Origin of the sequence: Comamonas sp. C11 (assembly GCF_024496285.1) — a bacterium.
Taxonomy (GTDB): domain Bacteria; phylum Pseudomonadota; class Gammaproteobacteria; order Burkholderiales; family Burkholderiaceae_C; genus Comamonas; species Comamonas testosteroni_F.
Genome location: NZ_CP101743.1, coordinates 759,014 through 771,806 on the forward strand (window position 1 = coordinate 759,014; position 12,793 = coordinate 771,806).

Sequence of the window (12,793 nt, forward strand, 5' to 3'; positions counted from 1 at the left end):
TGGCTACGCCGCTGGCGTGGCCGCAGGAATATCCAGGATGTTGTGCGCCGTCATGACTTTGGTCAAACGATAATCCTGCCTTCAGGTCATACCTAAATGGAATGAACCTGCTGGCAGTCCCACACTTACCGGTTCCTTCCATGCAGCTATCCCGTCGCTTTCTGCCCCCCATGTCCCTGCTCTGCGCCTTCGAGGCCTCGGCGCGGCATCAGAGCTTTACTGCGGCCGCCGCCGAGCTGCATCTCACGCAAAGCGCCGTCAGCCGCCAGATCCGCGCGCTGGAGGAGCGGCTGGGCACGGAGCTGTTCGTGCGCGAGCGCCAGACCGTGCGCCTGAGCGCTGCGGGCCAGGCCTATGCGCAGGAGATCCGCGCCGCCCTTGCGCGCATCTCCAATGCCACGCTGGGCTTTCGCACCAATCCGCAGGGCGGGAGCCTGAACCTGGCGATCCTGCCGACCTTCGGCACGCGCTGGCTGGCGCCGCGGCTGCCGCAGTTCTTCAGCGCCCATCCGGGCATCACCATCAATCTGACGACGCGGCTGTCGCAGTTCGATTTCCAGCTCGAAGCCGTGGATGCAGCCATTCATTTCGGCCTGCCGAACTGGCCGGGCGCGGAGCTGGAGTTTCTGATGAGCGAGACCGTGGTGCCGGCCTGCAGTCCCGATGTGGCGGCCCGCCATGGTTTTGCCCGGCCACAGGATCTGCTGCGCGCGCCACTGCTGCATCTGGCGTCGCGTCCCGACGCCTGGCAGCGCTGGTTCGGCAGCCAGGGTTGCCAGGGCGGCGATATGCAGGGCATGCTGTTCGATCAGTTCGCCACGGCGGCGCAGGCGGCGATTGCCGGCGTGGGCGTGGCGCTGCTGCCCAAGTTTCTGATCCTGCGCGAGCTGCAGGCCGGCGATCTGGTCCAGGCCCTGCCGCAGCTGCCCGAGGTGCAAAGCGCCGAGCGCTACTACCTGGCCTGGCCGACCAGCCGCTCGGCCTATCCGCCGCTGCAGGCCTTCCAGGGCTGGCTCAAGCAGGTTGCGCAGGAGTTCGCTTCCTCTGCACCGCTGTAATGGAAAAAAGGAGCTGCCAGCGCAGCTCCTTCAAGGGATTCAGCCATGAATATGCCTGAAGTGATTTATCAACAGGCGCAACCAGCTATCAATAAAGCATGGCTTCAAGCACAGGCCAGTGGTTGCTTCAGCTGTTGTAGGCTTCCAGTGGCTTGTCATTGGGCGCTTGCAGCAGCTGCTTGAGCGTCTCGCTCATGGGTAGGTTCAGCGGCATTTCCTTGGGCGGAATGGGCTGCATAAACCATTTGTCGTAGATCTTCGCCACCTCGCCGGACTTCATCATGCGCACCAGGGCATCGTCCACGGCCTTCTTGAAGCCGGGATCGTCCTTGCGCATCAGCAGCGCGATGGGCTCCGATCCCAGCGCCTCGCCCACGATCTTGTAGCCTCTGGGGTCCTTGGAGTTGGCGATCACGCCGGCCAGCAGATTGTCGTCAAGCACGAAAGCGTCAGCGCGGCCGGACTCCAGCATCAGAAAGCTCTCGAAATGGTCCTTGCCCAGCTGGGTCGGCAGCTTCACATTGTTGTCATGACTGTATTTGCGCAGCAGCTGCACGGCGGTGGTACCTGCCGAAGCTGCCACGGTCTTGCCGTCCAGCTGCTTGAACGAGGTCACGGGCGAGTCCGCACGCACGGCCATGCGCACCTGGCTGACATAGGTAGTGACGGCAAACGAGACCTGCTTCTGGCGGCTGAGGTTGTTGGTCGTGGGGCCGCAGCCCAGATCCACCGTGCCGTTCTGCACCAGCGGCATGGTGTTCTGCGCGGTGATGGCCATGTATTCGATCTTGGCACTGGGCGCGATCTGGGCCAGAACCTTCTCGCACAGCTCCACGTGGTAGCCGGTGAAGCGGTGGTTGGCGCCTATGGCATAGGCCATGGGGGCCGAGCTTTCGCGCACGCCGATGACCACCTTGCCGGTCTTCTGCAGTTTTTCCAGCGTGCTGCCGGAAGTGGTCTGGGCCTGGACGCCAGCGGCGGCCATGGCGGCTACAAGGGCGGTACATGCCAGCGTTATGTTCGCGGTCATCAGGCGCATGGGGGAGGTCTCCTCGGAAAGTGGGCGTATGGAAAACGCAATGCAGTTGTTGTTCGGTCGTTCCTGGTGCCGCGCATTGCTGCAGCCCTTGAACCGGCAGGACCTGTGGCCGCAACGGCCTGTGTGTCAATGTCCTGCAGCAACTATCCGGCAAATGGCGGCGGCTTCATAACGATGAAACGGAAGAAGGTCATGCTTGCTGCGTATGACCCGGCAGCGCGCGTTCCGGCGCGGCAGCCGGAGCGGCAAAGCCATAGCGGGAGGGCAGATCGGGCTTTTTGGGTAATATCTGCGCCTGTTGCACAGGCCCGCGCGCATTCTGCATTCGTTTGCGACGCGTCCAGCCTTGTATCGCCAGGGCCGGCCGTGCTGCTGCCGCCTTGTCAGGCTCCGTTTTCGGTTCGCGCAGCCCAGCCCGCAAGGGCGCCACAGAATGGTTGTGCGTGCGTGAACCCGTTTTGAGACAGACTCCATGACTGCCAATACCCCCCCCTCATTCCTGAGCCGCATCGCCATCGCGATCGGCAGTTTCTTTGCCATCCTCGGTAACGGCCGTCTGGCCGCCGACGTGAACCGTGTGCGCGCCGGTGAGGCCTTTGCCGCCGACGTTGCGCCCAAGGAAGTGCGCGTGGAAGTGCCGGTCGAGAAGATCGTCGAGGTCCGTGTCGAAGTGCCGGTCGAGAAAATCGTGGAAAAGACCGTCGAGAAGCGCGTCGAGGTTCCGGTCGAGAAGCTGATCGAAAAAACCGTCGAGGTGGAAAAGCTCGTCGCCACCGACAGCGCCGCCCTGCAACTGCTGGGACTGATGCAGCGCGAGGCCCGCTTTGTGGACTTCATCCAGGAAGACGTCGCCCCCTATACCGATGCCGAAATCGGTGCCGCCGCGCGCGTGGTGCATGAAGGCTGCCGCAAGGTGCTGCGCGAGCATTTCACGCTCTCCCCTGTGTGCAGCGAAGCCGAAGGCTCGCGCATCACATTGCCGGCCGGCTTTGACGCCGCTGCCGTGCGCCTGACGGGCAATGTGCTCGGCCAGCCACCGTTCACCGGCACGCTGTCCCACCGCGGCTGGCTGGTGACGGAGGTCAGGCTGCCCCAGCTCATCGACATTCAGGCCGCCAAGGTCATCGCCCAGGCCGAAGTGGAGCTGTGAGCCATGAATATGTTTGCCTCCATCGCCGCATCGGGTGCGGCCAGTCAAGCTGCGAGCACTCCTGATTCCGTGGCTGCTGCCGCTCAGCTGCAAGGCCCAGCAGGCCAGGCCCAAGCCCAGTCTGTCGGCGCCAGCTACAGCATCGGCATCGATCTGGGAACCACCCACTGCGCGCTGTCCTATGTGAACAAGACCGCCAGCGATGGCGAGAAGGTGGTGCAGGGCGTGCTGGACATTCCCCAGCTCACGGCTCCCGGCAGTGTCGAGGCCAGGCCCCTGCTGCCGTCCTTTCTCTATCTGCCGCACGAGAGCGAGCTGACCGAGGCCGAGCGCAGCCTGCCCGGCGCGCCCGGCGACTTCATCACTGGTGAATTCGCTCGCAGCCGTGGCGCGGCCACGCCCATCCGCCTGGTGAGCAGCGCCAAGAGCTGGCTCTGCCACCCCGGCGTCGATCGCCGTGCCGGCATTCTGCCCGCCGATGCTCCCGAGGAAGTCAGCCGCATTTCGCCGCTGACCGCTTCCACCCGCTATCTCGAGCATCTGCGTCGCGCCTGGGAGCAGGCCCACCCCGAGGCCCCGTTTGCCCAGCAGGACATCACCGTCACCATCCCGGCATCGTTCGACCCCGCCGCGCGCGAGTTGACGGCCGAGGCCTGCAAGGCCGCGGGCTTTGCCAGGCTGACGCTGCTCGAAGAACCCCAGGCCGCGCTGTACAGCTGGATCCAGGCCAGCGGCGGTCAGTGGCGCAAGCAGGTCAAGCATGGCGACATCATCCTCGTCGTGGACGTGGGTGGCGGCACCACCGACCTGTCGCTGATCGCCGTGCTGGAGCGCGAAGGCAATCTGGAGCTGCAGCGCATTGCCGTGGGCGAACACATTCTGCTGGGCGGCGACAACATGGACCTGGCTCTGGCCTATGGCGTGGCACGCAAGCTTGCGGCCGAGGGCAAGCAGCTCGATGCCTGGCAAACCCGCGCGCTGGCCCATGGCTGCCGCGCCGCCAAGGAGCAGTTGCTGGCAGATAGCAGCCTGCAGGCCGTGCCTGTGGTCGTCCCCAGCCGGGGCAGCAAGCTCATCGGCGGCAGCATCCGTACCGAGGTGACACGCGACGAAGTGCTGGCCATGCTGGTCGAAGGCTTTTTCCCCAAGGTGGCCGTCAGCGACAAGCCCAAGACCCGTGCGCGCGGCGCGCTCACGCAGCTGGGCCTGCCCTATGCGCAGGATGCCGCCGTCACGCGCCATCTGGCGGCCTTCCTGAGCCGCCAGGTCAATGCGCTGGCCGAGATTGACGGTCTGAACGGTGAGCAGATCGACGGCTCCACCTTTCTGCACCCCACGGCCATTCTGTTCAATGGCGGCGTGCTCAAGGCGCCCCAGATCGAGCAGCGCATCCTGGAAGTCATCAACGGCTGGCTGGACGACGAGGCCTGCGAGCCCGCGCGTCTGCTGGACGGTGCCAACCTCGATCTGGCCGTGGCGCGCGGAGCGGCCTATTACGGCCATATCGCCACCAGCGGTCGCGGCGTGCGCATTCGCGGCGGCACCGCCCAGTCCTATTACGTGGGCGTGGAGAGCAATATGCCCGCCATCCCCGGCATGGAGCCGCCCTTGTCCGCCCTGTGCCTGGCACCGTTCGGCATGGAAGAGGGCACCGAAGTCGCTCTGCCTGACGAAGAGTTCGGCCTGGTCGTGGGCGAGCCCGTGCGTCTGCGCTTCTTCGGCTCGTCCGTGCGCCGCAGCGATCAGGTCGGCACCATGCTGGACTTCTGGTCGCCTGAAGAACTGGTGGAGCTGCAGGAGATCGAGCTGAATCTGCCCGCCGCCGGCCGCGCGGCCGGTGAGGTGGTGCCCGTGACCCTGGCGGCGCGCGTGACCGATATCGGCACCCTGGAGCTCAATGCCGTGCCTGTGGGCGGAAGCGAGCGCTGGAAGGTGGAATTCGATGTGCGCGCAGAAACCTCTGCGGAGGCCGCCGAGTAAGGCCGCTGAGTTGCTGGACTGCGACAGCCCGCTGGCCGATTGGTTGGCGGGCTTTTTTGTTCTCTCTTTTGTTCTCTCTTTTGCGGCTGCACGTCCGGCCGAGACCCGCCCGCTGTCCGTGGCAAAGGCATGTCACAAAAAGGTTCAGGCCCAATCACGCCAGGAGCAAGATCATCAAGCTCTTCTTTTGAGTAGCATGGCGCGCGCCACGCCCACCAGCAACATGGAGCGCGCCCGCCAATCAAGCAGAGGTCTAGAACGCGTGGCGCAGACCGACGCTCAGGCTGCTGGCATCCTGCCCATAGCCCACGCCGCCCTTGAAGTTATAGCCATAGGCCACGCCGGACCCGTTGTCGATGCGCGTGTAGGCAGCATAGAGCTTGGTGCGTTTGCTCAGGTGGTGGTTGTAGCCGAGAATCCACTGGCGCGCGCTGCTGCCGGGCACATGGCTCCATCGGCTCGCCCAGCCGTAGCCCAGGGCAAGCTCCGAAGCGCCGACCCGGTAGACCGCAGTCACGCGCGCAGCGTCACGCGTGCCGCAACCGGCACCGCCATTGCTGCACAGCGAGCCCGAGCCGTTGTCCGAGCGCTGGTAGTAGGCACCGACCTGCAGCGCATTCCAGAGGTAGTGGCCGCGCAGGGCAAACTGCTTGTCGTCACCCAGCTGGGTAAAGCCCGCGCCCAGGGCCAATGGGCCGCGTTCCCAATTGGCATAGAGGTCGTAGCCGTTCTTTTGCACGGCGCCTGTTGTCTTCTCGTGTAGCGATGCCTGAGCTTCCAATGTCAGACCAGCCATCACAGGGCTGCGATAGGCGATCTTGTTGGTGTTGCGCATCACGTAGTCATAGAGCGCATCGGCGATGGAGCCGGTGTCGTGGTTGGGCTCATCCAGTGCACCATAGTCTGCAATGCCGAAATAGGTGGCAGCACCAAAACGGCCCAGACGCAGCTTGCCAAGACTGCCCGAGAGGTTGACTTCGCTTTGACGCTGAAAGGCCAGGGCGCCGTTGCTGCCGGTACCGGCGCCGGTATCGGATTCGAAGCCGGATTCGAGCTGGAAGCCGGCCTTGAGGCCACCGCCCAGGTCTTCGCTGCCCACAAAGCCAAAGCGCGAGTTGTTGTTGAAGAGCCCGGTCAGGCTGCTGCCTCCGACCTTCTGATGTTCGACCGAGGTATTGAGACGGCCGTAGATCTGAACGCTGCTTTGTGCCAAAGCGGCGGAAGCTCCGGCGGTGGCCAGAGCAGCGAGGAGGACACGAGACACAGTTGTTGTTTTGACTGGCATGTAGCGACTAGCCTTCGATCTTTGCTATGAAACTTGCGCGAACCTGCGCGCTTGTTACAAGGCAAATCCCGTGCCAGCCAATGTGCACTGCTTTGGACAGTTGTCGTTGCGGCTGCAGCTCATCCCGGCAGGCGGTTCGGGCATCCGGCTCTTGTTACGATCGGCGACAGAGTTTTACGCGTCTTCGTCTCAGCCCATGCATCCATCTCGCCCCACCCACGCCGTCGGCATAGACCTGGGCACCAGCCACACAGTCGTGGCAAGCGTTGCGCTGGACGGTGCGACGGGTGATATCGCGCTGCTCGATATTCCGCAGCGCAGCACGGCAGGCGAGGTCGTGGCCCAGCCTCTGCTGCCTTCGGTACGTTACCAGGCAGCAAAGGGCGAGCTGGGCGAGGCCTGGCAGCAGCCCTGGCCACCGCAGGGCGCGGATGAAGCTGCGCCTGCCGTCATAGGCCGCTGGGCGCGAGATCTGGGGGCTGCCGTGCCGGGGCGGCTGGTGGCCAGTGCCAAAAGCTGGCTCTCGCACACCGGCGTGGATCGCACGGCTGCCATCCTGCCCTGGGGGACAGGCGAGGACGTGACCAAGGTATCGCCGCTGGCGGCATCCAGCTCCTATCTGGCCCATGTGAAAGCAGCATGGGACAAAGCCCATCCCGAAGCGCCACTGCACCAGCAAAGCGTGGTGCTGACGGTGCCCGCTTCATTTGACGAGGGTGCACGTGCGTTGACGCTGGAGGCCGCGCAGATGGCAGGTCTGCCGCGCGTGCAACTGCTGGAGGAGCCCAAGGCCGCGTTTCACGACTGGCTGGTGCTGCAGGGTGATGAGCTGGCCGCGCAACTGGCGGACAGCCGGCTGGTGCTGGTGGTGGATGTGGGCGGGGGAACTACCGATCTGACGCTGATCCGCGTGGATGCATCGGCCGACGGCGGCCTGCCCACGCTGACGCGCACGGCTGTCGGCGAACACCTGATGCTGGGCGGCGACAACATGGATCTGGCGCTGGCCCATCAGCTTGAGACTGCGTTTGCGGGCAAAGCGGGAGACCAGGGCCAGAGGCTGTCCGTCCAGCGCTTTGCCCAACTGGTGCAGCGCTGCCGCATGGCCAAGGAGCAGTTGCTGGCGCAGAACGCGCCAGAGCAGATCGGCATCACCTTGCTCGGGGGCGGCAGCAAGCTGCTGGCGGCGACTCAAAGCGTCACGTTGACCCGCGAGCAGGTGCGGCAGTCGGTGGTCGACGGCTTTTTGCCGGTCGTGCAGATCAGCGATATGCCCGCCAGGCGGCAGGGCGCGCTGCGCGGCTTTGGTCTGCCCTATCCGGCCGATGCGGCCATCAGTCGTCATCTGGCGCAATTTCTCGCCCAGCATGCAAGCGGGGGGCTGCCCGATACCGTGTTGCTCAACGGCGGCGTGTTCCACGCCCATGCCATGGTGCAGCGTCTGACGGAATTGCTGGGCCGCTGGCGCGGCAGGCCGGTGCGCGTGCTGCACAACCCGCACCCGGACTGGGCCGTGGCGCGCGGTGCGGCGGCCTATGGACTGGCCCGCCATCAGGCAGAGCTGGCGGCGACTCAGGTTGCCGCACCCAACCCGCCCGAAGCACGGGCTGGGCAGGCATCAGCAGCGATCAAAACCATGGTGCCGCGCATTGGCGGCGGTTCGGCACGCAGCTACTGGTTGCTGCTGCCGGGCAAGAGAGGCGAGGCTCCGCAAGGCCTGTGCCTGCTGCCGCGTGGCACGGAAGAGGGCGTGCGCATGGTGCTCTCTGGCCGGCGCTTTGCGCTCAAGCTGGGCCAGGCCGTGCGCTTCAGTTTGCTGGCCAACAGCCAGAGCCATGTGCCTGCGCAGCCCGGCCAGATTGCACCTTTGAGCGGTGAGGGCTGGGTAGAGCTGCCGCCCTTGGTCACGGTGCTGCCCGCGCCCGAAGGTCGGGCTGCGGCCCAGGTCGAGGTGCAGCTGCAAGCCTGCATGAGCGAGGTCGGCACGCTGGAAGTGCGCTGCGTGGCCGTGCCGGATGCAGGCCGGTCCTGGTTGCTGTCTTTTGCCGTGCGTGGTGCTGCAGCTTCCGAATCAATAGCTGACAACGTAGATGCGCAAAGCGCTGAGGACCGGAAATCTTCAAATTCTTTGATGGCCAGGCTGCCCGAAGCCGTGGCCCTGGTGGATCGCATCTTCGGCACGCAGGCGCAGGAGGTGACGGCCCGGGAAGTGCGCCAGCTGCGCCAGTCGCTCGAGAGAGTCCTCGGCCCGCGCGAGGGCTGGGAGCTGGACCTGCTGCGTGCCTTGTTCGATGCGCTGCTGGCCCGTTCCAGGCGCCGCCGCCGCACGGCCGACCATGAGCGCGTCTGGTTCAATCTCGCAGGCTGGTGTCTGCGCCCCGGCGTGGGTGCAGAACTCGATGGCTGGCGCATAGACCAGGTCTGGTCCTTGTATGGCCAGGGCCTGGGTCATGCCAAAGAGGCCGCCAACTGGACGGAGTGGTGGGTGTTCTGGCGTCGCGTGGCGGCGGGTCTGAACGAGACCCGGCAGATGGAGCTGCTCGAAGACGTGGCCGGCCATATGCACAAGGCCGTGCAGCAGAACACGCGCGGCAAATCCAGCCATGGCAGCTATGACGACATGCTGCGCCTGTTCGCGGCCATGGAGGCCGTGCCCTGGCAGTACCGCCAGGAAATGGGGCAGTGGATGCTGCAGCGCCTCAGGCGCGAGGATGAAACCGTGCAGACCTGGTGGGCCATAGGCCGCCTGGCGGCACGCCAATCGCTGGCCGCCAACGCCCATCTGGTGATGCCGCCCGAGGCGGCTCTGGAGTTTGTGAACGCCACGCTGGCCCAGGACTGGCGCAGGAACGAAACCGCAATGTTTGCCGCTGTGCAGATGGCCCGCATGACGGGCGACCGCGCGCGTGACCTGCCCGATGCCATCAGAGCGCAGGTGCTGGAGAAGATGCGCAGCAGCAGTGCGCCCGAGCGCTGGATGACCATGGTCGAGCAGGTGGTGCAGATGGAGGCCGAGGACCAGAAGCGCAGCCTGGGCGACAGCCTGCCGCCGGGTCTGGTGCTGTTGTGAAGATGCCGTGCCGCCGCAGCCAGGCTTGGAGTCAATGCATTTGCAGGAGGCTGCCCCTGCCAAACGCGATGGCTGAACAGTGAGCGCTGTTCAGGCCCTCCGGTCAGCGATGCAAGAATGGCCTGTTGCATGGGACGACAGGCCAGCATGGAGGGCTGGCAGCATCCATGTCCACCACCACAGGAAATGATTGCCATGAAGTTTGAAGAAGCTGCGCGCACCGAGATGGCGCGAAACGCTGTTTTTATCTCCGGAAACCAACGCCGCTCGCTGCTGCTTGCGGCGGTGGCTGCCGTGGTGGCGGCTCCTCTGACGCAAGCATTGGCGCAGGGCGGCAACTGGCCTGCCAAGCCGATTACCTTTGTCGTGCCCCAGGCACCGGGCGGTGCCAACGATGTGATTGCGCGAGCCGTGGCGCAGGGGCTGGAGAATTCGCTGGGCCAGCCCGTCATCGTGGAAAACCGCGCCGGTGCCAACGGCAATCTGGGCACGGGCCAGGTGGCGCGCAGCGCGGCCGACGGCTACACCTTTCTGGTGACGGCGCAAAGCGCCTACACCATCAATCCGGCGCTTTATTCCAGGGTGCCGTTCGATCCCATCAAGGATTTCACCCCCGTAATGCAGCTGGCCGTCGCGCCTTATCTGCTGGTGGTGAACCCGAACTTTCCGGCCAAAAATCTGGACGAGCTGGTGGCCTATGCCAAGGCGCATCCGGGCAAGGTGGAATACGCCTCTGCCGGCAACGGCACGCTCAACCATCTGCTGGGCGAGATGCTGAAAAAACAGAAGAACGTGAGCCTGCTGCATGTGCCTTACAAGGGGGCATCGGCCGCCGCCACCGATGTGGTGGCCGGCCAGTTGCCGGTGACCTTTGGCAGCTTTCCGGGCGTGATGCCTTTTGTCAGCAGCGGCAAGCTGCGCGTGCTGGGCGTGGCGTCCGACAGGCCGACCTCGCTGGCACCCGAGATCCCCGTGCTGGGCAAGGGCCTGGCCGTGACCAGCTGGTACGGCTTGTTCGCACCGGCCGGTACGCCGCAGCCGGTGGTGGACAAGCTTTATCAGGCCGTGAAGACCGTGCTGGCCAGGCCCGAGATGGCCGAACGCCTCAAGACTCTGGGCGCCGAGCGCGTGGAGTCCACGCCGCAAAGCTTCAAGGACATGCTGCCGGCCGAGCTGGCGTACTGGAAGCAGGTGGTCAAGGACTCCGGCGCGCATATCGACTAAAGGGGACGCAGCTTGTTGATTCATCTGGCCGCTGCCGGACCCTTTCGTCGCTCACGGATGGTGTTGACCCTGTTCATTGCGGCGGTCATCGCCATCGGGCTGGCCTCGCGCCGGGGCTACGTGCCCTTTCCCGTCGTGCTGGGCAACTATCCGGGCGATGCGCTCTGGGCCTGGGTGCTGCTGCTGTGCGTGGCCTGGCTGCGGCCGGCCATCACGCGCGGCAGGCTCATGGCCTGGTCACTGGTCATCGCCTTTGCCATCGAGTTCCTGCAGCTCTATCAGGCCCCCTGGATGCAGGCCCTGCGTGCCAACAAGCTGGCCTATCTGGTGCTGGGCAACGGCTTCGATCCCCTGGATCTGCTGGCCTATGTCGTGGGAATCGGTGCGGGCGCCATGGTGGACCGGCTCTGGGAGAAGCGGCAGCGTCGCCTTGCCTGAGATGGCATGAATCGTGCTGATCGTCCATGGCATCAACATGACGACAAGCACTACCCCATGAAAACGCCTCTGCACTATCTGGTGGCTGCAAGGCAAAGCGAGATTGCCGAGCTGGAGCAGATCAGCCGCGCCAGCAGCCTGGTGGCGAGCGTGTCCGAGCTCGTCCATGCGCTGCAAAAAGAGCGCGGTCTCTCGAATATCTTTCTGGTCAGCGGCGGAGCACAGGCGCAGCAGAGCCTGCTCGACCATGGCCTGCATGTGGACCGGGTCATGGAGCGGGTCTGCCTCGCGCTTGAAGAGCTGGGCGCGCGGGCGCCGGGTGCGCATGGCGCTCGCCTGTTCAATGCGATCGCCAATGCGCTGCAAGGCTTTGAAGCCCTGCCGCTGCTGCGCCGCCGGCGCGATGCGCTGCAGCTCAGTGCCGAGGACTGCACTCAGGCGTTGATCCGCATGATTGCGGCCTGCCTGACCGTGGTGTTCGAGGCGGCGGACAGTGCTTGCGATCCCGATATCGCGAAATTGCTGGTGGCGCTGTTTCATTTCATGCAGGGCAAGGAGCTGGCGGGCCAGGAGCGTGCCACGGGGGTTGCGGCGTTTACCGCAGGGGTAGGCAGGACGGAGCGTCAGCGCCATTGGCTGCATCTGATCGAGTCGCAGGAGCGTTGCTTTCAGGTGTTTGCAGACTTCGCCAGCCCCTCGGGGATGGAGCGCTGGCAGCAGCAATGCGGGGCCTGCCCCGATATGACGGTGATCGAGCGGCTGCGTCGAATGGGCTGCACGGCCGGTGACGGCCTGCCGCTGGACCGCAGCCTGAGCTCGCCGTGGTTCGAAGCCTGTTCCAGCCGGCTCGACGCCATGCACCAGATTGAGGCATTCCTGGCCGAGGAACTGCAGGCCCAATGTCTGCGCAAGCTGGAGCAGGCCGGCGCCGCGCTCTGCCAGCAACTGGCGCTGCTGGAGATGCAGCCGCAGCCGGGGACTCGCGCCGAAGCGGCTGCAGCCTTTCTGGGGGCCACGCAGTCAGCCGCCTCCTTTCCTGCTGAGGGCGCATATGGGTTGCAGCTCGAGAAAAGCATTGTCTTGCTGGTGCAGGAGCAATCCATGCGGCTGCAGGACATGCAGACCGAAATCGACAAGGCACGCGCCACGCTCAAGGAGCGCAAGACCATAGAGCGGGCCAAGGGCGTGCTCATGAACTACCGCCAGCTCAGCGAGGGCGATGCCTACAAACTGATCCGGCAGACGGCCATGAACCAGAACCGGCGCATGCTGGATGTGGCCGAGGCGATTCTGGCCACGGTGGACCTGCTGCCGGGCAGCACCAATTCATAGCCTTGGCTGCGCTGTGTTTGTTGTGCTGCACCAAATATGGGCCAAAACCGGAGGCGCAAAGCCTGCTCCGCCTCTGATCAAGGCCTGGCATGGTTTGTGCATGACTGTTGATGTCAAGCAGACCAAAGGCGGTCGCGCTTAAAGCGTTATTACGAGTGACCTGGGACAACGGCGTCCTTTTCTCCTCACACCCGAGGAGGGAAGGGCGCCTTTTTGT

General features: G+C 64.9%; 9 protein-coding genes. 7 read left to right on the forward strand and 2 right to left on the reverse strand.

Annotated elements, in window-relative coordinates; translation table 11 throughout:
* Positions 1-140 precede the first annotated feature (140 nt).
* Positions 141-1,058 (forward strand): LysR family transcriptional regulator, encoded by a 918-nt coding sequence (locus NOX35_RS03430; RefSeq protein ID WP_034381395.1) that lies wholly within the window; start codon positions 141-143, stop codon positions 1,056-1,058.
* A gap of 127 nt (positions 1,059-1,185) precedes the next feature.
* Here NOX35_RS03430 and NOX35_RS03435 read toward each other — a convergent pair whose 3' ends face one another.
* The gene (locus NOX35_RS03435; RefSeq protein ID WP_182285603.1) at positions 1,186-2,097 is read right to left on the reverse strand and encodes a transporter substrate-binding domain-containing protein; all 912 of its coding nucleotides are present in this window, start codon (positions 2,095-2,097) and stop codon (positions 1,186-1,188) included.
* 472 nt (positions 2,098-2,569) lie between these two features.
* On the opposite strand from NOX35_RS03435, the gene NOX35_RS03440 reads away from it, so the two are divergent.
* Positions 2,570-3,247 (forward strand): DUF2760 domain-containing protein, encoded by a 678-nt coding sequence (locus tag NOX35_RS03440; RefSeq protein WP_256495730.1) that lies wholly within the window; start codon positions 2,570-2,572, stop codon positions 3,245-3,247.
* A 3-nt stretch (positions 3,248-3,250) separates the two neighbouring features.
* The gene (locus NOX35_RS03445) at positions 3,251-5,227 is read left to right on the forward strand and encodes an Hsp70 family protein (RefSeq protein ID WP_256495731.1); all 1,977 of its coding nucleotides are present in this window, start codon (positions 3,251-3,253) and stop codon (positions 5,225-5,227) included.
* A gap of 253 nt (positions 5,228-5,480) precedes the next feature.
* Here NOX35_RS03445 and NOX35_RS03450 read toward each other — a convergent pair whose 3' ends face one another.
* On the reverse strand, positions 5,481-6,512 hold the full coding sequence (locus tag NOX35_RS03450; protein WP_256495732.1) for a porin: 1,032 nt from the start codon (positions 6,510-6,512) through the stop codon (positions 5,481-5,483).
* Between the two features lie 196 nt (positions 6,513-6,708).
* Between NOX35_RS03450 and NOX35_RS03455 the strand changes: the two genes are divergently transcribed.
* From NOX35_RS03455 to NOX35_RS03470, 4 genes are all read left to right on the forward strand, one after another.
* Complete coding sequence (locus NOX35_RS03455; protein WP_256495733.1) at positions 6,709-9,582, forward strand: Hsp70 family protein; 2,874 nt, start codon at positions 6,709-6,711, stop codon at positions 9,580-9,582.
* A gap of 195 nt (positions 9,583-9,777) precedes the next feature.
* Positions 9,778-10,806 carry a tripartite tricarboxylate transporter substrate binding protein gene (locus NOX35_RS03460; RefSeq protein WP_182285608.1) on the forward strand — a complete coding sequence of 343 codons (1,029 nt, stop codon included), beginning with the start codon at positions 9,778-9,780 and terminating at the stop codon, positions 10,804-10,806.
* Positions 10,807-10,818: 12 nt separating this feature from the next.
* Complete coding sequence (locus NOX35_RS03465; protein WP_256495735.1) at positions 10,819-11,244, forward strand: DUF2809 domain-containing protein; 426 nt, start codon at positions 10,819-10,821, stop codon at positions 11,242-11,244.
* A gap of 6 nt (positions 11,245-11,250) precedes the next feature.
* Positions 11,251-12,576, forward strand: coding sequence for a nitrate regulatory protein (locus NOX35_RS03470; protein WP_256495736.1), 1,326 nt, complete (start codon positions 11,251-11,253; stop codon positions 12,574-12,576).
* The last annotated feature ends 217 nt before the right edge of the window (positions 12,577-12,793 follow it).

Coding starts and splice junctions, on each gene's coding strand:
- NOX35_RS03430 (WP_034381395.1), top strand. CDS start 141: ATGCAGCTATCCCGTCGCTTTCTGCCCCCCATGTCCCTGCTCTGCGCC.
- NOX35_RS03435 (WP_182285603.1), bottom strand. CDS start 2,097: ATGCGCCTGATGACCGCGAACATAACGCTGGCATGTACCGCCCTTGTA.
- NOX35_RS03440 (WP_256495730.1), top strand. CDS start 2,570: ATGACTGCCAATACCCCCCCCTCATTCCTGAGCCGCATCGCCATCGCG.
- NOX35_RS03445 (WP_256495731.1), top strand. CDS start 3,251: ATGAATATGTTTGCCTCCATCGCCGCATCGGGTGCGGCCAGTCAAGCT.
- NOX35_RS03450 (WP_256495732.1), bottom strand. CDS start 6,512: ATGCCAGTCAAAACAACAACTGTGTCTCGTGTCCTCCTCGCTGCTCTG.
- NOX35_RS03455 (WP_256495733.1), top strand. CDS start 6,709: ATGCATCCATCTCGCCCCACCCACGCCGTCGGCATAGACCTGGGCACC.
- NOX35_RS03460 (WP_182285608.1), top strand. CDS start 9,778: ATGAAGTTTGAAGAAGCTGCGCGCACCGAGATGGCGCGAAACGCTGTT.
- NOX35_RS03470 (WP_256495736.1), top strand. CDS start 11,251: ATGAATCGTGCTGATCGTCCATGGCATCAACATGACGACAAGCACTAC.